At 72.8% G+C, this 19,673-nt stretch carries 19 protein-coding genes; 7 read left to right on the forward strand and 12 right to left on the reverse strand.

Going from position 1 to position 19,673, the window contains the following annotated elements; genetic code table 11:
- Nucleotides 1-43 precede the first annotated feature (43 nt).
- Nucleotides 44-1,921, reverse strand: a complete 1,878-nt coding sequence (gene dxs / locus ACVW07_RS02750; protein WP_456817755.1) for a 1-deoxy-D-xylulose-5-phosphate synthase — start codon at nt 1,919-1,921, stop codon at nt 44-46.
- A 213-nt stretch (nt 1,922-2,134) separates the two neighbouring features.
- Between dxs and ACVW07_RS02755 the strand changes: the two genes are divergently transcribed.
- The 5 genes from ACVW07_RS02755 to ACVW07_RS02775 all read left to right on the forward strand — a co-directional run bounded on the left by ACVW07_RS02755 (nt 2,135) and on the right by ACVW07_RS02775 (nt 7,208).
- On the forward strand, nt 2,135-3,589 hold the full coding sequence (locus ACVW07_RS02755; protein ID WP_456817756.1) for a GuaB1 family IMP dehydrogenase-related protein: 1,455 nt from the start codon (nt 2,135-2,137) through the stop codon (nt 3,587-3,589).
- A gap of 5 nt (nt 3,590-3,594) precedes the next feature.
- Nucleotides 3,595-4,287 (forward strand): type 1 glutamine amidotransferase, encoded by a 693-nt coding sequence (locus tag ACVW07_RS02760; protein WP_456817757.1) that lies wholly within the window; start codon nt 3,595-3,597, stop codon nt 4,285-4,287.
- The gene (locus tag ACVW07_RS02765; RefSeq protein WP_456817758.1) at nt 4,284-4,958 is read left to right on the forward strand and encodes an NUDIX hydrolase; all 675 of its coding nucleotides are present in this window, start codon (nt 4,284-4,286) and stop codon (nt 4,956-4,958) included. The genes ACVW07_RS02760 and ACVW07_RS02765 overlap by 4 nt, the downstream gene beginning before the upstream one ends.
- 6 nt (nt 4,959-4,964) lie before the next feature.
- Entirely contained in the window at nt 4,965-5,825 is an 861-nt protein-coding gene (locus ACVW07_RS02770) for an aminoglycoside phosphotransferase family protein (RefSeq protein ID WP_456817759.1), read from the forward strand.
- Between the two features lie 72 nt (nt 5,826-5,897).
- Nucleotides 5,898-7,208 (forward strand): hypothetical protein, encoded by a 1,311-nt coding sequence (locus tag ACVW07_RS02775; protein ID WP_456817760.1) that lies wholly within the window; start codon nt 5,898-5,900, stop codon nt 7,206-7,208.
- Here ACVW07_RS02775 and ACVW07_RS02780 read toward each other — a convergent pair.
- The 7 genes from ACVW07_RS02780 to ACVW07_RS02810 form a co-directional block, all read right to left on the reverse strand.
- On the reverse strand, nt 7,205-7,840 hold the full coding sequence (locus ACVW07_RS02780) for a hypothetical protein (RefSeq protein ID WP_456817761.1): 636 nt from the start codon (nt 7,838-7,840) through the stop codon (nt 7,205-7,207). The two genes, ACVW07_RS02775 and ACVW07_RS02780, sit on opposite strands and share 4 nt — an antisense overlap.
- The gene (locus ACVW07_RS02785; protein WP_456817762.1) at nt 7,837-8,466 is read right to left on the reverse strand and encodes a hypothetical protein; all 630 of its coding nucleotides are present in this window, start codon (nt 8,464-8,466) and stop codon (nt 7,837-7,839) included. The genes ACVW07_RS02780 and ACVW07_RS02785 overlap by 4 nt, the downstream gene beginning before the upstream one ends.
- On the reverse strand, nt 8,463-9,149 hold the full coding sequence (locus ACVW07_RS02790) for a hypothetical protein (RefSeq protein WP_456817763.1): 687 nt from the start codon (nt 9,147-9,149) through the stop codon (nt 8,463-8,465). The genes ACVW07_RS02785 and ACVW07_RS02790 overlap by 4 nt, the downstream gene beginning before the upstream one ends.
- Nucleotides 9,150-9,357: 208 nt before the next feature.
- Nucleotides 9,358-12,105 (reverse strand): aconitate hydratase AcnA, encoded by a 2,748-nt coding sequence (gene acnA / locus ACVW07_RS02795; protein WP_456817764.1) that lies wholly within the window; start codon nt 12,103-12,105, stop codon nt 9,358-9,360.
- A gap of 208 nt (nt 12,106-12,313) precedes the next feature.
- Nucleotides 12,314-12,490 carry a translation initiation factor 2 gene (locus ACVW07_RS02800; protein ID WP_456817765.1) on the reverse strand — a complete coding sequence of 59 codons (177 nt, stop codon included), beginning with the start codon at nt 12,488-12,490 and terminating at the stop codon, nt 12,314-12,316.
- A 92-nt stretch (nt 12,491-12,582) separates the two neighbouring features.
- Nucleotides 12,583-13,842 (reverse strand): class I SAM-dependent RNA methyltransferase, encoded by a 1,260-nt coding sequence (locus ACVW07_RS02805; RefSeq protein ID WP_456817766.1) that lies wholly within the window; start codon nt 13,840-13,842, stop codon nt 12,583-12,585.
- Entirely contained in the window at nt 13,832-15,835 is a 2,004-nt protein-coding gene (locus ACVW07_RS02810) for an APC family permease (protein WP_456817767.1), read from the reverse strand. Before ACVW07_RS02810 ends, ACVW07_RS02805 begins: the two co-directional genes overlap by 11 nt.
- Nucleotides 15,836-15,939: 104 nt before the next feature.
- On the opposite strand from ACVW07_RS02810, the gene ACVW07_RS02815 reads away from it, so the two are divergent.
- Nucleotides 15,940-16,590 carry a potassium channel family protein gene (locus ACVW07_RS02815; protein WP_456821017.1) on the forward strand — a complete coding sequence of 217 codons (651 nt, stop codon included), beginning with the start codon at nt 15,940-15,942 and terminating at the stop codon, nt 16,588-16,590.
- A complete protein-coding gene (locus ACVW07_RS02820; RefSeq protein WP_456817768.1) occupies nt 16,587-17,261 on the forward strand; it encodes a potassium channel family protein in 675 nt (224 codons plus the stop codon). Before ACVW07_RS02815 ends, ACVW07_RS02820 begins: the two co-directional genes overlap by 4 nt.
- On the opposite strand, the gene ACVW07_RS02825 is transcribed toward ACVW07_RS02820, so the two are convergent.
- The 4 genes from ACVW07_RS02825 to dut all read right to left on the reverse strand — a co-directional run bounded on the left by ACVW07_RS02825 (nt 17,194) and on the right by dut (nt 19,635).
- The gene (locus tag ACVW07_RS02825) at nt 17,194-17,862 is read right to left on the reverse strand and encodes a DUF3159 domain-containing protein (protein ID WP_456817769.1); all 669 of its coding nucleotides are present in this window, start codon (nt 17,860-17,862) and stop codon (nt 17,194-17,196) included. The genes ACVW07_RS02820 and ACVW07_RS02825 overlap by 68 nt on opposite strands.
- Nucleotides 17,863-17,962: 100 nt before the next feature.
- Nucleotides 17,963-18,331 (reverse strand): OB-fold nucleic acid binding domain-containing protein, encoded by a 369-nt coding sequence (locus tag ACVW07_RS02830; RefSeq protein WP_456817770.1) that lies wholly within the window; start codon nt 18,329-18,331, stop codon nt 17,963-17,965.
- Nucleotides 18,328-19,074 (reverse strand): DUF3710 domain-containing protein, encoded by a 747-nt coding sequence (locus ACVW07_RS02835; RefSeq protein WP_456817771.1) that lies wholly within the window; start codon nt 19,072-19,074, stop codon nt 18,328-18,330. The genes ACVW07_RS02830 and ACVW07_RS02835 overlap by 4 nt, the downstream gene beginning before the upstream one ends.
- Nucleotides 19,075-19,143: 69 nt before the next feature.
- Nucleotides 19,144-19,635: a dUTP diphosphatase gene (dut, locus tag ACVW07_RS02840; protein WP_456817772.1), complete on the reverse strand. Its 492-nt coding sequence runs from the start codon at nt 19,633-19,635 to the stop codon at nt 19,144-19,146.
- Nucleotides 19,636-19,673 lie beyond the last annotated feature (38 nt).

Consider the following 19,673-nt stretch of genomic DNA (forward strand, 5'->3'; position numbering starts at 1 on the left):
CACTGACCCGCCGCGGCGCGTTCACGAGCGTGTGAGAGGCGTCTCAGTCAGCGCGACCGAGGGCGGTGAGCACGTCGCGCGCCACATCCTCGGGACGCAGCCGGAGGCTGCCGATCAGCTGGTCGATCGTCGCGTGGTCGAGGAACTGCCTCGGGATCCCCACGTTCTGCACCGGCGTCGCGATGCCGGCCTCGCGGCACCGTTGCCCGACGAGCGCGCCCACGCCGCCGTCGACCACCCCGTCCTCGATCGTCACGGTGTGATCGTGCTCACCGACGAGCTTCGTCAGGGCCGCGGGCACGGGCATGACCCAGCGCGGGTCGACCACGGTCACCCGCAGCCGGTGCGCGGCGAGGATCTCGGCGGTCCGCATGGCGCTCGGGACCATCGAGCCGACGCCGACGACCAGCACCGACGGCCCGTCGCCGTCGAACCGCGCGAGGACGTCCACGCCGTCCACGTCCTCGATCGCGGGCACCGGGTCGCCCATCGCACCCTTGGGGTACCGGACCACCGTCGGTGCGTCGTCGACGTCGACGGCCTCCCGCAGCGCGGCGCGCAGGGTGGGCTCGTCGCGCGGCGCGGCGAGGCGCAGGCCGGGGACCACGCCGAGGATCGCCATGTCCCACATGCCGTTGTGGCTCGCGCCGTCCTCGCCGGTGAGCCCGGCGCGGTCGAGCACGAACGTCACGCCCGCCTTGTGGAGCGCCACGTCCATGAGGACCTGGTCGAAGGCACGGTTGAGGAACGTCGCGTACACGGCGACCACGGGATGCAGGCCACCGAAGGCCATCCCGGCGGCCGACGTGGCCGCGTGCTGCTCGGCGATGCCGACGTCGAAGACCCGCTGCGGGAACTCGGCGGCGAACGGCGCGAGGCCCACAGGCTGCAACATCGCGGCGGTGATGGCGACGACGTCCGTCCGCCGCCGGCCGATCCGCACGATCTCGTCGGCGAACACGCTCGTCCACCCGAACCGCGACGGGGCGAGCGGCAGGCCGGTCTCGGGATGGATCCGCCCGACGGCGTGGAACCGGTCCGCGATGTCCTGCTCGGCCGGCGTGTACCCGCGCCCCTTCTCGGTGATGACGTGCACGATGACCGGCCCGCCGAACGCCTTCGCCCGGGCGAGCGCGCGCTCGACGGCGGGCTCGTCGTGCCCGTCGACGGGCCCCACGTACTTGATGCCGAGGTCCTCGAACATGCCCTGCGGCGCGACGACGTCCTTGATGCCCTTCTTCAGCCCGTGCAGCGCGTCGTAGGCCATCCGGCCGGGCGTCCCGGAGCGGCGCAGCGTCCGCTTGCCCCAGGACAGGACGTTCTCGTAGCCCTGCGTGGTGCGCAGCGTGTCGAGGTGGTGCGCCAGACCGCCGATCGTCGGCGCGTACGAGCGGCCGTTGTCGTTCACCACGATGACCAGGCGGCGGTCCTGACCGGCGGCGATGTTGTTGAGCGCCTCCCAGGCCATCCCACCGGTGAGGGCGCCGTCACCGATGACCGCGACGACGGACCGGTCCCCGCGGCCCTGCAGCTCGTTGGCCTTCGCGATCCCGTCGGCCCAGCTGAGCGCGGTGGACGCGTGCGAGTTCTCGACGACGTCGTGCTCGGACTCGGTACGGCTCGGGTAGCCCGAGAGCCCGCCACGGCGGCGCAGCTGCGAGAAGTCGGACCGGCCGGTGAGCAGCTTGTGCACGTACGCCTGGTGGCCGGTGTCGAACACCATCGTGTCGAGCGGCGACTCGAAGACGCGGTGCAGCGCGATGGTGAGCTCGACGACGCCCAGGTTCGGGCCGAGGTGGCCGCCCGTGCGGGACACCTGCTCGACCAGGAACGTGCGGATCTCGTCGGCCAGGTCCTCGACCTGCCGGGGCGTCAGCGCGCGCACGTCGGCAGGCGACGCGATGCTGTCGAGCTGTCCCATGGCGGCCTCCTTCCTCGGGGCGGCGACGATGCCGCCGGGTGCGGACGCCGAAGGCTTGCCCACACTCTAGGACGGCACCGGCCCTCCTCGCGCCGCGGTCGTCCGGGTGCTGGTGGAGGCTGCGTGAAGAGACGGGGACGACCCTGGGGCCGAGCGCAGGACCCCCTTCCGGGCGCGCCCGCCGACTACCATGGACCGGAAAGGGGAACTCCCATGCGCTTCCTGCCCGGCCACGCGGCCACCTCCGACCTCACCTACGGCGACGTCTTCCTGGTCCCGTCCCGCTCCGAGGTCACCTCCCGGTTCGACGTCGACCTCTCCTCCGTCGACGGCACGGGCACCACCATCCCCGTCGTCGTCTCGAACATGACCGCCGTCGCCGGCAGGCGGATGGCCGAGACGGTCGCCCGCCGCGGCGGCATCACGGTGATCCCCCAGGACATCCCGACGGACGTCGTCGCGGACGTGGTGTCCTCGGTGAAGGCTCGGCACACGGTGGTCGAGAGCGCCGTCGTGGTCTCACCCCACGACACCGTGCACACCGCGCTCACGCTCATCGGCAAGCGCGCGCACGGTGCCGCCGTCGTCGTCGAGGACGGCCGGCCCGTGGGCGTCGTCGCGGAGGCCGACTGCCAGGGCGTCGACCGGTTCACCCAGGTCGCGGACGTGATGACCGCGCACCCGACGACCGTCGACCTCGCCGTCGTCGAGCAGGGTGGCCCGCGCGGCCTGGAGGCGGCGTTCGAGAAGCTGCACGGCTCGCGCCGGCGGTTCTCCCCCGTGGTCCGCGACGGCGAGCTCGTCGGCGTGCTCACCCAGGTCGGGGCCCTGCGCTCGTCCATCTACACCCCGGCCGTCGACGCCCAGGGCCGGCTGCGCGTCGCGGCCGCCGTCGGCATCAACGGTGACGTGAAGTCGAAGGCGGCCGAGCTGCTCGACGCCGGGATCGACGTGCTCGTCGTCGACACGGCGCACGGCCACCAGCGCAAGATGCTCGAGGCGCTCGGCGCGGTGCGCTCGCTGGACCCGCAGATCCCCGTCGTCGCGGGCAACGTCGTCACCGCCGAGGGCACGCGCGACCTGATCTCCGCCGGCGCCGACATCGTCAAGGTCGGCGTCGGTCCGGGCGCGATGTGCACCACGCGGATGATGACCGCCGTGGGCCGCCCGCAGTTCTCGGCCGTGCTCGAGTGCGCCGCCGAGGCGCGCCGGCTGGGCAGGCACGTCTGGGCCGACGGCGGCGTCCGGCACCCGCGCGACGTGGCGCTCGCTCTCGCCGCGGGCGCGTCGCAGGTCATGGTCGGCTCGTGGTTCGCCGGCACGCACGAGTCGCCCGGCGACCTGCACGAGGACGGCAACGGCCGCCTCTACAAGGAGAGCTTCGGCATGGCCTCCGCGCGCGCCGTGGCGGCGCGCACCCGGGGCGGCTCCGCGTTCGACCGGGCTCGCAAGGCCCTGTACGAGGAGGGCATCTCCTCGTCGCGGATGTTCCTCGACCCTCGCCGCCCGGGCGTCGAGGACCTGATCGACCACATCACCGCGGGCGTCCGCTCGGCGGCGACGTATGTGGGTGCCACGACGCTCGACGAGCTCCACGAGCGCGCGTCGGTGGGCATCCAGTCCGCGGCCGGCTACGAGGAGGGGCGTCCGCTCCCGGACGGCTGGTGAGCGGCATGCGTCCCGTCCTGGTCCTGACGCACGCCCCGTACGAAGGTCCCGGCCGGATCGCACCGGCGCTCGACGCGCCGGTGCAGGTACGGACCGTCCTCGACCTCGCCGATCCCCGGCTGCCCGGACTCGACGCCCTGTCCGGGGTCGTCGTCATGGGCGGCCCGATGGACGCCGACGACGAGCGCGGGCACCCGGGACTGGCTGCCGAGCGCCGGCTGCTCGCCGCGGCCGTCGACGCCGACGTCCCGGTGCTCGCCGTGTGCCTGGGGATGCAGCTGCTCGGCCTCGCGCTGGGCGCGCAGCTGCACCGCCGCAGCGGGACGGAGATCGGCTTCGGGCCCGTCGACGTGCTCGCGGACGACCCGGTGCTCGGTGCGCTCGGCGCCCGCCCCACGGTGCTGCACTGGCACGCCGACTCGGTGGGGCTGCCGACCGGTGCGACGCTGCTGGCGTCCACCGAGCAGACACCCGTCCAGGCGTTCCGTGCCGGCAGCGCGCTGGGCATCCAGTTCCACCCGGAGCTCGACGCCGACATGCTCGACCTCTGGCTCACGACCCCCGACATGACCGGCGGCCTCGACCCCGACGAGCTCGCGCAGATCCGGGCCGGCGGAGCGACGCACCTGCCGACGCTCGCACCGGCCGCGGAGAAGGCGTTCGCCGCGTTCGGGGAGCAGGTGCAGGCCCGAGGATGAGCCCCGTCACGCCCGACGTCCGTGGAGCACGCGACGAGCTCCGCGACCTGTGCGAGCGGGGCATCGACTGGCGCGTCGACCCTGCTCGCGTCCTGCCGGACCCGTCCAGCGCGCGCCCGGCCGCTGTCCTCGTCCTGTTCGGGGAGCTCGAGGGCACCGGACCGCTCGCGACCGCGCACGACCTGGACGTCCTGCTCCAGCGACGGGCCGCCGGGCTCGGCAGCCACGCCGGGCAGATCGCGTTCCCCGGCGGTCGGCTGGAACCGTCCGACCGCGGTCCACGCGAGGGCGCGCTCCGCGAGGCGGTCGAGGAGACCGGCCTGGACCCGGCCGGCGTCGACATCCTCGGCACGCTCCCGGCGCTGCCCGTCCCCGTCAGCAACCACCTCGTCACCCCGGTGCCCGCCTGGTGGACGCGCCCGTCGCAGGTGGCCGCCGTGGACCACGCCGAGACGGTCCAGGTGTTCAGGGTGTCGGTCGCCGACCTGCTCGATCCTGCGCACCGCGCGAGCGTCGAGCACACCCGCTGGGGCCGGACCGTGCGGACACCGGCGTTCGTCGTGGACGGCGTGCTCGTCTGGGGCTTCACCGGCATCGTCCTGGCACGCATCTTCGACGCCGTGGGCTGGGCCGTGCCGTACGACGAGCGTCGCGTGGTCCCGGCGCGCTGAGGAACCGTGCACCCGAAGCCTGAGATCGACGTCACCGAGCCTCTCGCCCGCAGCCTGCTGCGTGAGCAGCATCCCGACCTCGCCGACCTGCCCCTGACGTGGGCAGGCACCGGCTGGGACAACGCCTTGTGGCGGATCGGTACCGACCTGGCCGCGCGCTTCCCCGTACGAGCCGCCGCCGCCCCCCTCGTCATGCACGAGCAGGCGTGGTTGCCGGTGCTGGCCCCGCTGCTCCCCGTCGACACGCCGACACCCGTCCGGGTGGGCACCGCATCGTCGACGTACCCGTGGCCGTGGAGCGTCGTGCCCTGGTACGACGCGGTCGCGGCCCATCGCACGCCCGTCGCCGCACGGTCGTGCTGGGCCGAGTCGCTGGCCGAGGTGTTCGTCGCGCTCCACCGACCGGCACCCGTGGGCGCCCCCGTGAACCCGTACCGGGGCACGCCCGTCCGCCGCGACGCCTTCGTCGCGCGCGTGGAACAGCTCGCGCTGCCCGACTCCGACAGGATGCTCGCGCGCTTCCACGAGCTCGCGAGCGCGCCCGCCTGGGACGGGCCGGCCCTCTGGCTGCACGGTGACCCGCACCCGGCCAACCTCCTCGTCTCCGACGGCCGGCTGCGTGCGGTGATCGACTTCGGCGACGTCACCTCGGGTGACCCGGCCTCGGACCTCTCGACCGCCTGGCTCACCTTCGACACAGACGGCCGCTCGGCGTTCCGGGACCGCCTCCGACCGGACGAGCACACCTGGCGACGCGCGCAGGCGTGGGCGTTGCACATGGCCGTCGTCCTGCAGATGTACCCGGTCGACCATCCGACCCTCGTGGAGATCGGCCGCCACGGCGTGGCGCAGGTCCTCGACGGGTGAAGCGCGGGCCTGTCCGACCCGAACGCCGGGCAGCGGCTCCAGAGACGCGCTCGACACGCGATGATGTCCGCCGTGAGCGACGAACCGACCACTGTTCCCGCGCCGGGGCCCGGACTCCGGCCGTGGCTGCGCGACCTCGGCGCAGTCGTGGCGCACGGAGCCCGGCTCTGGGTGCGCACGTGGCCGCAGCTGCTCGTCGTCGCCCTGCTCGCGGTCGCCGCGCGGCATGCGGCAGGGTGGGCCGCCGTCAACGCCTCGACCGTCAACAACACGCTCGGCTGGGCCGTGCTCGTGCTGGCGCCGCTGAGCATGGTCGCGGGGATCGTCGCGATGCTGCACCTGCTGCGCCGCGACCTCCCTGCGCTCGACGCGATCGGTCGGTCGCGTGGCCCCGATGCCGCGTCCGGGCACGAACGCGGTCTGATCGACGTCCTGGCCTCGGTGTTCGTGCCGTTCCTCGCGTTGTACGCGTCCTACGGGCTGCTCGAGGAGGACCGGGCGCGGTTCCTCAACACCGCCGCATACCGGCAGTTCATGGAACGGTCTCCCCTCGCCGGCAACGGCCCGGACGGCGGGTTCGTCGACCTCGCCACGGGCTGGGGCCTGGTGGTCCTGGTCGTGGTGGCGGTCACCGTCCGCTGGCTCCTCGGCCGGTGGGAGGGACGGAGCCACCGCCGCGTGCTCGCGTTCGCCGGTGCCTACGTCGAGGCCTTCTGGCTGCTGGCCGTCGCCGCGTTCGCCACCACCCTTCTCGACCGCGGGTGGGAGTGGGTCGAGAACCGGCGTGCCGTGGCGGTCGTCCTCGACTGGTGGCTCACGCTTCTCGAGGCGATCGGCCCGCTGGCGCGTCCGCTCGACGCGCTCGTCGACGCCATCGCGGGAGTGCTGGGCAACCTCGACGACCTCGTCGTCATCCCGATCGCCTGGCTCACCGTCGGCGCGGTCGTCTACGGGCACAAGCTCGCCGCACCCCCGACAGGCGAGCCGCGCCTGCGCCCGGCGGCCTGGCAGCGAGTACCCGGCCCTGTCCGGCGCTGGACCACCGAGGCGGTCGCACCCGTCGTGGGCGACGTCCGGGGGCGATTCTCGGCGCTCGTCGACGGACTGCGCCGGCTCGCGGTCGCCGGCCTGGGACCGATGCTCGTGTTCGCGCTCGCCTTCCTCGTCGCGACCCGGATCGAGGAGGCCATCCTGCTGCTCGCGCGGTGGATCAGCGGACCGCAGGACGTCGACACGTGGCTCGCGTTCGAGCCGATGGTGTCGTCCGTCGCGACCGCCGTCGGCCTCACCGTGACGATCGCGCTCCTCGCCGCGGGCGTCGACCGGATCCTCGCCGGTCAGGCAGCGGCTGCGGCCCGCGAGCCGCAGCCGGCCGAGGTCTAGCTCGGCACCTCGAGCCGGACGTACCGCGGCTTCTGCCACCACAGCACCACGTCCGCGACGTCCGTACCGTCCGGGACGACGATCACCCGCGAGACCGACCAGGTGCCCGGACGAGGCCGGGTTTCGGGGTCGGCGGGTGCATCGCCGAACGACGGCCTCGGACCGGGAGCGTCCTCCGGGACGCACGCCAGGGCGGGCTGCAGCGCACCCCAGCCGTTCGACACGTAGTCGTAGCGCGTGCCCCCGGCGTCCCGCACCGCGAGCGAGCACCCGGTCAGGCCGACCTCCGGGTCGGCGCTCAGCGTGAGGTCCACCTGCACCGCGCGGGTGCCGGGCGGAAGCTCCAGGTTGTCCGGCAGGCTCGTGGCATCTCGGACACCGTCGAGGTGCACGCGCACGTCGATCGGCACGGTGCCGTCGCCACCGTCGTACACCCGCTGGTGGAGCTCCGCGGTCCCGTCGGCCCCGACCGTGGTCGGGACACGCAGGTCCTGGACCCACCACAGCGTCCGGACCCGGTCGCCCGCCGCGACGAGAGCGAGCGCGAGCGCGACAGGCAGCGCGACGAGCGCCCACCGGTTGCGCCGCCACCACCCGTCGGCGACCGCCGGCCCGACCGTCTGTGTGCTCATGGCTGCTCCGGCGGCGCGTCGGACCACGAACCGGCCGGCACGGGGGTGTCGTCCGCCGCCCATGCGTCCGCGTCCGCCCGGGTGAGGCCCAGGTCGATGTCAGCGACGTCGTCGCGACGCTGGTCCTTCCCATCCAGGCCGATGAGCAGGTGCGAACCTGCCAGAGCCTCGGGCGGGAGCTCGACGCGGAGCGTCGCGTAGCGAGGCACCCCCGGCTGGGCGGTGCCCGGCAGGAACCACGAGCGTCCGCCCAGGCTCACCGCATACGTGCGCCCGTCGCCACCGCGCAGCTCCGCGAAGCCGAGCAGACGTGGCTGCCCGGTCGCCTCGATCGTCAGCGGGACCGTGAGCCACACGCCCGGCGTGGAGAGCAGGGAGCCGTCGTCAGGGTCGAGGACCGTCGACCCCGCGGGCTCGCCGGCGGTCAGTCGTGCGTACCGCAGGTCCACCGGCTCGCCGACGACGGCGGGCCGCTGGAACGACGCCTCCACGCGCTCGTCGACGGGGAACGCGGTGACGACGACGTGGCCGACGGCGAGGGCCGCGAGGACCGCTGCGCCCGCGCCGAGGGTCTGGGCGGTGGGCCGGCGCACGCGCAGGGCGGGCGGCACGGCAGGGGTGCTCATGCCTCGGCCTCCTCGTCGGCGTCCGACCGCGCCTCGCGCACGTCGAGCTCGCCGCGCAGCGTCGTCGTCGGGTCCCACCACGCCACGGTCGGGTCGAGGCTGCCGCTGCGCCAGGTGTGCTGCTGCAGCTGCACGGTCGCGCCGGTGGGCGGCGGGACGGACCCGTCCTGCTCGAACAGGAACACCGCCTCGTAGGACAGTCCTGGCTGCACCGGGCTCAGGGTCGATCCGTCGTCGAGAAGAGCGATCGACGACGCCGCCACGCCCGGGACCACCGTGGTCGGCTCCTGGACGAGCCCGTCCACGTCGGCGAGCGTCAGCGCCTCGGTCAGCGTGGTACCCAGGACACCGGCGTCGCTCGTGTTGCGCACCGTCGCGACGACGCCCACCCAGCGGTTGCCGTCCTTCGACAGGTACTGCCCGGGCAGGTCCGTGGTCCACACGACGCGGTGCACGGTGAGCTCGAACGGAGCCACCTCCACCGGGGCGTCGACCGCGAGCTCCTCGAGGCCGTCCTGGGCCTGTTGCCGCAGTCCCCCGAACCCGGCCGTGACCGCGAGGAGCACGAGGGCGCCGCCGATACCGATGCGCCGGAGCGGCTGGTCGAGTGCACGGCGGGCCACGACGCTGCCGCTGGCCCTCGCACGCGCGCGCAGGTCGGGAGGGGCGGCGGGTCCGGACACGCGGTGAGTGTACGGGCCGCGCGCACGTGCACAGCAGCGCCATCCACCACACTCACCCGGACGGCACCGGAGTCGCCGTCGCGGCCTGGCGGTGCTCGTGGACCGCTGCCGGCCGCAGTTGCCGGCAGCGATCCGGACCTGCCGCCGTCCGCACGACACGAGCCCGGCGCCGTGACGGCGCCGGGCTCGTGTGGTGCGGTACAGGCCCTCAGGCCACGCCGGCCACCTGGCGCAGGACGTACTGCAGGATCCCGCCGTTGCGGTAGTAGTCGGCCTCGCCGGGGGTGTCGATCCGGAGCACGGCGTCGAACGCGACGACCGAGCCGTCGGCCTTCGTCGCCGTCACCGCAAGTGTCCGCGGGGTGGTGCCCTCGTTCAGCGCGGTCACGCCCGCGATGTCGAAGGTCTCGGTGCCGTCCAGGCCGAGCGAGTCGGCCGACTCGCCCTCCGGGAACTGGAGCGGCAGCACGCCCATCCCGATGAGGTTGGAGCGGTGGATCCGCTCGAAGCTCTCGGTGATGACGGCCCGCACGCCGAGCAGCCGGGTGCCCTTGGCGGCCCAGTCGCGCGACGAGCCGGAGCCGTACTCCTTGCCACCGAGGACGACCAGCGGGACACCGGCGGCCTGGTAGGCCGCGGAGGCGTCGTAGATGGTGGTCTGCTCGCCGCTGAGCAGGTTCTTCGTGAACCCGCCCTCGACCCCGGGTACCAGCTGGTTGCGCAGCCGGATGTTGGCGAACGTGCCGCGGATCATGACCTCGTGGTTCCCGCGGCGCGAGCCGTAGGAGTTGAAGTCGCGTCGCTCCACGCCGTGCTCGGCGAGGTACAGGCCCGCCGGGCTGTCGGCCTTGATCGACCCGGCCGGGCTGATGTGGTCCGTGGTGACCGAGTCGCCGAGCTTGGCGAGCACCCGGGCGCCGCTGATGTCCGTCACCGGCTCGGGCTGCGCCTGGATGCCCTCGAAGTACGGGGGCTTGCGGACGTACGTCGACTGCTCGTCCCACTCGAAGGTGCTGCCCTCGGGCGTCTCGAGCGCGCGCCACCGGTCGTCGCCCGCGAACACGTCGGCGTAGTCGTCGGTGAACATCTGCCGGTCGATCGAGGAGTCGATGGTCGCCTGGACCTGCTCCGGCGACGGCCAGATGTCGGCGAGGAACACGGGCCGCCCGTCCTCCGTCCGACCCAGCGGGTCGGAGACGAAGTCGAAGTCCATGGTCCCGGCCAGCGCGTACGCGATGACGAGCGGCGGCGACGCGAGGTAGTTCATCTTCACGTCAGGGTTGATGCGCCCCTCGAAGTTGCGGTTGCCGGACAGCACCGCGGCGACGGCCAGGTCGTGCTCCTGGACGACCTCGGAGACCTTCTCGTCCAGCGGGCCCGAGTTCCCGATGCACGTGGCGCAGCCGTACCCGACCAGGTGGAAGCCGAGCTTCTCGAGGTACGGCCACAGGCCCGACTTGTTGTAGTAGTTCGTGACGACCTGCGACCCGGGCGCCATCGACGTCTTGACCCACGGCTTGGCCGTCAGGCCCTTCTCGACGGCGTTCTTGGCGAGCAGCGCCGCGGCGAGCATCACCGAGGGGTTCGACGTGTTGGTGCACGACGTGATGGACGCGATGGCCACCGCGCCGTGGAACAGGTCGAACTCGCGGCCCTCCGAGTCCGTCACGGGGAACGTGCGGGTCGCGGTCGACGTGATCGCGGGCGAGTCGGACGCCGGGAACGACTCCTCCTCGGCCTCGTCGACGCCGTTGGCCGCCTCCGGCGCGTAGGTGGGCAGGTCACGCTGGAACTGCTCCTTGGCCCGCGACAGCTCGATGCGGTCCTGCGGACGCTTCGGGCCCGCGATGGACGGGACGACCGTCGACAGGTCGAGGTCGAGGTACTCGGAGAACACCGGCTCGACGTACGAGTCGAGCGTGGGGTCGAGCCACATGCCCTGCTCCTTGGCGTACGACTCGACGAGCGCGAGCTGCGCCTCCGAGCGGCCGGTCAGGCGCAGGTAGTCGATCGTCACGGAGTCGACCGGGAAGATCGCGACCGTGGAGCCGAACTCCGGGCTCATGTTCCCGATGGTGGCGCGGTTGGCCAGCGGCACGGCCGCGACGCCCTCGCCGTAGAACTCCACGAACTTGCCCACCACGCCGTGCTGGCGCAGCTTCTGGGTGATCGTCAGGACCACGTCGGTGGCGGTGACGCCCGCCGGGATGGTGCCGGTCAGCTTGAAGCCGACGACGCGCGGGATCAGCATCGACACCGGCTGGCCGAGCATCGCCGCCTCGGCCTCGATGCCGCCGACACCCCAGCCGAGCACGCCGAGACCGTTGACCATCGTGGTGTGCGAGTCGGTCCCGACGCAGGTGTCGGGGTACGCCTTGCCGTCGCGGACCATGACGCCGCGGGCGAGGTACTCGATGTTCACCTGGTGCACGATGCCGGTGCCGGGCGGGACGACCTTGAAGTCGTCGAACGCCGTCTGGCCCCAGCGCAGGAACTGATAGCGCTCGCGGTTGCGCTGGTACTCGAGCTCGACGTTCCGCTCGAACGCGTCCGCGCGACCGGCCACGTCGATCTGCACCGAGTGGTCGATGACCATCTCGGCCGGCGCGAGCGGGTTGATCCGCGACGGGTCACCGCCGAGCTCCGCGACGGCCTCGCGCATGGTGGCGAGGTCGACGACGCAGGGCACGCCGGTGAAGTCCTGCATGATCACGCGCGCGGGCGTGAACTGGATCTCGGTGTCGGGCTGCGCGTCCGGGTCCCACCCGGCGAGCGCGCGGACGTGGTCGGCCGTGATGTTGGCCCCGTCCTCGGTCCGCAGCAGGTTCTCGGCGAGCACCTTCAGGCTGAACGGGAGGCGCTCGAGCCCGGGGACCGCGGCGAGGCGGTACACCTCGTACGAGGCGTCACCGACCTCGAGCGTTCCCTTCGAACCGAAGCTGTCGACGCTGCTCACGTGGGGCTCCTTCGCTGGCGAGTCCGCCCGGGGAGGGAGGTCACCCGGGCCATGATGTGCGACCTTGCCAGCCTACGTCGGCCGGTGTCGCAAACTATCTCGACGTCAAGATACATGCTCCAGGAGGTCGCCCGCACCGTTGTCCGGCAGGTCGCGCAGTTCGACCCCCGCCGTCGCCCGGACGGTCGGGGGTCGAGGTGCTGGTCAGTCAGCTGGTGCCCTTGCTCTCCTTCTCGTGCTGCAGCGCGTCGAGCGCCTTGCGCTCCGCCTCGACGGCCCGCCGGTGCGCCCGTGAGTCGTACTCGGGGGTCCCCTGCTTGTGCAGCTCCTGCGTCGCCAGCCGGCTCGCCTCCGCCAGCCGGTGCGCCGCGTCGTTGTCGCTCACCGTGCGCTCCTGTTCCGCGGGCCGCCGCGGCCCGGCTCCCGCCCACGGTAGTCCGCAGCACGGCGGTCGTCGCGCGCGCCGAAGCCCTGCGGTCACCGGGTGAAGACGGCGACGGCCTCGACGTGGTGCGTCATCGGGAACAGGTCGAACGCCTGCAGGTCCGCCAGCCCGTACCCCGCGTCCCCGAGCAGCGCGACGTCCCGGGCCAGCGCGGCCGGGTCGCACGCGACGTAGACGATGCGTTCGGGCCGCAGCGCCGTGATGCCCTCGACGACCTTCCGGCCGGCGCCGGTCCGCGGCGGGTCGAGCACGACGACGTCGGCGTGCACCACGTCGGAGTCCGCGTCCTGCCGACCGGTCAGCACCCGGGCGACGTCACCGGCGTGGAGCTCGACGTGCGGCCGGTCGTGCACGTTGCGCCGGGCGTCCCGCACCGCTCTGGCGTCACCCTCGACCGAGATGACCTCACCGGAGTCCCCCACGGCGTCGGCGAGCGGGACCGTGAACAGGCCCGCGCCGGAGTACAGGTCCAGCACCGCGGCACCGGCGACGTCCCCGATCCCGGCCAGCACGGCACGCACCAGCACCGTGGGAGCCTCCCGGTGCACCTGCCAGAACCCGGCCGCCGCGACGCGGTAGTCGTACGTGCGCTCACCGAGCTGGAGCCGCTCGCGGACGGAGGACCGCGCGTTCGGCCGCAGGTCCGGCTTGCCGCGACGAAGGTCGAACGGTGCGCCGTCGACGAGGACGAGCGGGACGTCACCGTCGGCCGGTGCGACCGCCTCGATCTGTGCGCCCGGCGCCCATCGACGGGCGAACAGCTCGAGCCCGTCGATCGCCTCGGACGCCAGGGGCATCGAGGTCAGGGCGTGCACGTCGTGCGACCGGAACCCGCGCATCCCGGCCCGGCCGTCGGCGTCCGCCACGAGGTCGATCCGGGTGCGCCACCGCAGCCCGCCCCGCTCGTCGTCGCCGGGCGCGGCCTGCACGGGTACGCCCCGGTCCAGCTTCGCGAGCCGTCGCAGCTGCTCGTCGAGCACCGCTGCCTTCCAGGCCCGCTGCGCCGGCAGCGACACGTGCGCGAGCTCACCCCCGCCGACACCGCCGGGGCCGGCCTCCGACCAGGCAGAGGGCACACGGTCAGGCGACGCCTCGAGCACCTCGACCGCGTCGGCGCGCCAGAACTTCGACGTCTCCCCCGCGTCGGTCAGCCGTGCCCGCACCCGCTCGCCGGGCAGCGTGTGCCGGACAAACACCACACGTCCCTCGTGCCGCGCCACGCAGTGCCCGCCGTGCGCGACAGGCCCGACCTCCAGCTCGACAAGGTCAGTGTTGATCGCCTCAGTAGCCACGCGGAACCGTACCCCGGATGGGGTCCTCCAACCCCGTCTGCCCCTCGGAGGACGCCAGCTGCCACGGCACGGACGCGACGACGACCCCCGGCGTGAAGAGCAACCGGCCTTTGAGGCGCAACGCGCTCTGGTTGTGCAGCAGCTGCTCCCACCAGTGCCCCACCACGTACTCCGGGATGTACACCACGACGAGATCCCGCGGGCTGTCCCGCCGGATCGACCGCACGTACGTGAGCACGGGCCGGGTGATCTCACGGAACGGCGAGTCGAGGACCTTGAGCGGCACAGGCAGGTTCATCGCCTCCCACTCGGCGCGCAGCCGCTCGACGTCCTCCGGATCCACACCGACGGTGACCGCCTCGATGTAGTGCGGTCGCGACGCACGCGCGTATGCCAGGGCACGCATCGTCGGCCGGTGCAGGTGCGAGACGAGCACGATGGCGTGCACGCGCGACGGGAGGGCTCGCGTCGCCTCGACGTCGTCACCGAGCGCCAGCTCGGCCCGCACGTGCTCGTAGTGCCGGTGGATGGCCTTCATGAGCACGAACACCACGACCATCGCGATGATGGCGATGTAGGCGCCGCGCTGGAACTTGGTGATGAGGACGATGACGAGCACGGTCGCCGTCATCGCCAGGCCGATCGAGTTGATGACACGGGAGCGCTTCATCTGCGCCCGCGTGCCCGGGTCGTGCTCCGTGCGCAGGTGCCGGGTCCAGTGCCGCACCATGCCGAGCTGGCTCAGCGTGAACGAGACGAACACACCGACGATGTACAGCTGGATGAGCCGCGTCACCTCGGCGTCGAACGCCCAGATCAGCGCGATCGCGACCAGTGCCAGCGTGACGATCCCGTTGGAGTACGCGAGCCGGTCGCCGCGCGTGTGCAGCTGGCGGGGCAAATACCCGTCACGGGCCAGGATCGAGCCCAGCACAGGGAACCCGTTGAACGCCGTGTTCGCCGCCAGCACGAGGATGATCCCGGTGACGATCGAGACGAACACGATTGCCGGCGTGAAGCCCTGGAACACCGTCTGAGCGAGCTGCGAGATCACCGGTGGCTGCACGTAGGAGTCACCGACCGGCACCCCGTCGAGCAGGAGCTGGTTGGCCTCGTCGTCCGCGAAGACCACGCCGGTGGCGCGTGCCAGCAGCAGGATCGCCATGATCATCGTGATCGAGAGCCCGCCGAGCAGCGCCAGCGTCGTCGCCGCGTTCTTCGACTTGGGCTTCTTGAACGCGGGCACGCCGTTGCTGATCGCCTCGACGCCGGTCAGCGCCGCACAGCCCGACGCGAACGCGCGCAGGATCAGGAAGAAGCCCGCCAGGCCTGCGAGGCCGTCCTGGAAGCCGGGCTGGGTCGCGAGCTCGTACTGCGCGCTCGCCGCCACGGGCAGCGTCCCCGTGAAGAACCTGATGCCACCGACGAGCGCGACCGAGCCGATGGCGAACATGAACAGGTACACCGGGATCGCGAACGCGCTGCCGGACTCCTTGACGCCACGCAGGTTGACGAGCGTGATGACCACGACGAGCGCTATCGCGAACGCGGCCTCGTGCCCGCGCAGCGCGGGCAAGGCGATCGAGGCGTACTGGGCACCTGACGAGATCGACACGGCGACGGTGAGGATGTAGTCCACCAGCAGCGCGCTGGCGACCGTGACACCGGCGTCGGGGCCGAGGTTGACCGTCGCGACCTCGTAGTCACCGCCGCCCGACGGGTAGGCGTGCACGTTCTGCCGGTAGGACGCGACGACCGTGATCATGACGACGACCACGCCCAGACCGACCCACGGCGAGATCGCGAGCGCGGAGAGACCGGCGAGCGAGAGCGTCAGCAGGATCTCGTCCGGCGCGTACGCCACGGACGAGAGCGCGTCGGAGGCGAACACCGGGAGGGCGATGCGCTTGGGCAGGAGGGTATGGCCGAGCCGGTCACTCCGGACGGGGCGTCCGAGGAGCAAGCGCTTGGCGGCATCCGAGAGGTCCGACACGATGACTGATGCTAGGCCGCCGGGGGCCCGCGAGCACCACTGCTCCATCGGACGCCGCGCCGGTGCGGCACGGTATAGCGTGACGCCTCGTGCACTTCGTCATCATGGGCTGCGGACGCGTCGGCGCGACGCTCGCGCAGAACCTCGAGAGCAACGGCCACTCCGTCGCCGTCATCGACCAGAATCCCGAGGCCTTCCGACGGCTCGACGCCGACTTCGGCGGCAACAAGGTCACGGGCCTCGGGTTCGACCGCGACACCCTCACGCAGGCCGGTATCGAGGACGCGTTCGGGTTCGCCGCCGTGTCCGACGGTGACAACTCGAACATCCTCGCCGCCCGCGTGGTCCGCGAGACGTTCGGCATCGAGAACGTGGTCGCGCGCATCTACGACCCGCACCGCGCCGAGATCTACCAGCGGCTCGGGATCCCCACGGTCGCGACCGTGCGGTGGACCGCGCACCAGGTGCTGCGCCGCATGCTCCCGATGGGTGCCACCGACGACTACCGCGACTCCTCCGGGCAGATCCAGCTCGCCCAGGTCGACGTGCACGAGGGCTGGATCGGCCGCCCGCTGCGTGCGCTCGAGGCCGCGAGCGGCGCGCGGATCGCCTACCTCACCCGTTACGGCGACGGCGTGCTGCCGGCGCCGGACACCGTCCTCCAGGAGAACGACACCGTGCACGTGCTGCTCAAGGCCGACGACGCCGCGCTCGTGGAGCGCACCCTCGTGAACCCGCCGGCGGTGACCGAGTGAGGGTCGTCATCGCCGGGGCCGGATCGGTAGGCCGGTCCATCGCCCGCGAGTTGCTCGGGCACGACCACGAGGTCACGATCATCGACCGCCAGCCCTCCGCGATGCGGGTGGCGCAGGTCGCCGACGCGGACTGGCTGCTCGCCGACGCCTGCGAGCTCCCGACGCTGCGCGAGGCCAAGACGGACGAGTGCGACGTGGTCGTCGCCGCCACGGGCGACGACAAGGCGAACCTCGTCATCGCGTTCCTCGCCAAGACGGAGTTCGGGGTGCCCCGCACCGTCGCGCGCGTGAACAACCCGAAGAACGAGTGGATGTTCGACGAGGCGTGGGGCGTGGACGTCGCCGTGTCGACCCCGCGGATCATGACCGCGATGGTCGAGGAGGCCGTCACCGTCGGCGACGTGGTGCGCATCTTCACGTTCCACCAGTCACGTGCGGACATCCTCGAGCTGACCCTGCCCGACGACTCCCCCCTCGCCGGTGTGCGCGTCGGTCAGATCGCGTGGCCCGAGGACACGGTCCTTGCCTGCATCGTGCGCGACACCCGCCCGATCGCGCCGAGCCCCGACGACACCCTCGAGGGCCGGGACGAGCTGTTGTTCGTCACGGGGCGGGACGCGGACGAGACCGAGCTGGAGAAGATCCTGACCCGCGGACGAGCATCCAGCTGAGCCACAGCGCCACCGCGGTGAGCGGGACCCCCATCACGACCTTCGCCGTCCCCAGCCAGCCGACCTCCGCGTCGAGGTAGAGCGGCACCTGCACGGCGAGACGGACGCCGAACATCGCCACCCACGGCCAGGTGGCGAGCGAGTAGCGCCGGCGCAGCTCACGGTCGTCGTGCCACGCGACGGCCGCGCCCCACGTGCCGCCCGTGACCGGGCCGTCCTTGTGGAACAGCCCCACCACGAGCCCGACGAGCGGCCACCCGACGAGGATCGACACGAGCGTGCCGACGAAGTAGACCGCGTTGACCCACAGCCCGTACACGAAGTAGTCCTGCGCCTGGCCGGTCTTGTGCGCCACGAAGACGCCGATGCCGACACCGAGCACACCGGCGAACGCCTGCGTCACCGGGGTCCGCTGGACGAGTCGGGCGACGACCGCCACCCCCGCGGCGACGGACGCCGCCACGAGCGCTGGAGTCAGCTGCTGCCCGGAGATCAGGTAGACGAGCACGAAGAGCAGGCCCGGCGCGACGGCCTCGACGATGCCGCGCACCCCACCGACGGCGTCGAGCGCCGAGAACTCGTCGGCGGTCAGGGCACGCATGCCGCGCAAGCCACCTTCCTCGGGCGGCACGACGTCGTCGACCGCTTCGAGCGCGCGGTCCGCGGCACCGTCGTGGAGCGGTTCGTGTGAAACCGGGTGCTCACTCACCGGGACGCGGCCGCAGCTCGTACTTGGGGTTGAACACGGTCCTGCGCCCGTCGACGAGGCACACGAGCCCTTCGATCCTCGCCCGCCTGCCCGGTGCGACCCCCGCGATCTCCCGCCGGCCCAGCCAGACGAGGTCCAGCGTCCCGCTGCCGTCGTACAGCTCCGCCTCGAGCGCCGGTACGCCCTCCCGAGGACGCAGCGTCACCGACCGGATCACCCCGGACACGCTCGCCCGCGACCGGTTCGACAGCTGGTCCACGGGCGTGCAGCCGACGGCCCGGACCGCGTCGGCCCGTTCCTCGTCGGCCTCGATCTCGGCCTGTGACGCCACGACCTTGCGCAGGCGGTCCTTGATGGTCATCGGATCTCCGTGATCTCCGGGCCGCGGGCCATGGGGTCGAAGCCGGGGGCCCGCTCGCCGCCCGCACCCGCGTCGCCGTCCTCGGCTCCGGGTGCCGCCGGACCGGGCAGGCGCAGCGGGAGCAGGTCGCGTGGCGGGAGCGCCTCGGTGCCGCGCACCACCACGATGCCGGCGAACACGTTCTCGAGGGCCTGGGCGGCATCGGGCTCGACCGCCGCGCGCCCGGACAGGACACCCCGCAGGAACCACCGGGGGCCGTCCGCACCGATGAACCGTGCGGGGCGGTGTCCGGTGCGACCTTCGGGCGTGCGCACGGGCAGGCGTGCGAGCAGCTCCCGACCGAACGGCCCGGGAAGGTCGTCGACCGTGCCGCCCTGCTGCGTGACCGACTCGGCGATCTCCGCCCGGATCTCGTCCCAGATGCCCTCGCGCCGGGGTGCCGCGAACGCCTGCACCTGCAGCGACGAGCCGTCGAGCAGCACGGAGGCGGCGGAGACGACGTCGGTGGCCTTGTCGATCTCCATGCGGAGCTCCATGCCGGGGACCCCGGGGAGCTTGATGGCGCCGAGGTCGACCCGCGGCTGCTCGTCGTCCACCTCGTCGACGTCCCACGGGCCGGCGGTGCGCGCCGGCGGGGCGGGCGGCTCCTCGGTCGCCTCGTCGATGCTCACGTCATCCGCGCCCGTGGGCTCGGTGACGTCGTCGGTGACGGTGTCCTTGCCGCCACGCCGGAACAGACCCACGACTCACTCCTCCTCGGCACGCACGTGCGTGCCGTACCTGGCAACGGTAGTCCCGCCCGCGGCGGCCACCTAGCCCGCGACCTCTGCCGCACGGGCCTCGGACGGCGCCTGCCAGCCGCCGCTCGAACCGAACCCGCCCTCGCCACGGTGCGAGCCGGGGAGCCGCTCGACGTCCACGAACCGCACCCGCTCGACGCGCTGGACCACGAGCTGCGCGATGCGGTCGCCGCGGTGCAGGACCAGCGGCTGCTCGGCATCGGTGTTGAGCAGCGTCACCGCGATCTCCCCGCGGTACCCGGCGTCGACGGTGCCCGGCGCGTTGACGATCGTCAGGCCATGCCGGGCTGCCAGGCCCGAGCGGGGGTGCACGAACGCCGCGAACCCGTCGGGCAGGGCGATCGCGACACCCGTCGGGACCGTCGCGCGCCCCTGAGGCGGCAGCGTCACGTCGACCCGGGCGACCAGGTCGGCGCCGGCGTCACCCGGGTGCGCGTACTCCGGGACCGGAAGGTCCGGATCCAGGCGGAGCAGGAGCACCTCGGTGCTGGGTTCGGCCGTCACGGGGCCCGACCTTACCCGGACGGATGGGATGCTGGGGC

The organism is Cellulomonas sp. URHB0016 (assembly GCF_054057935.1).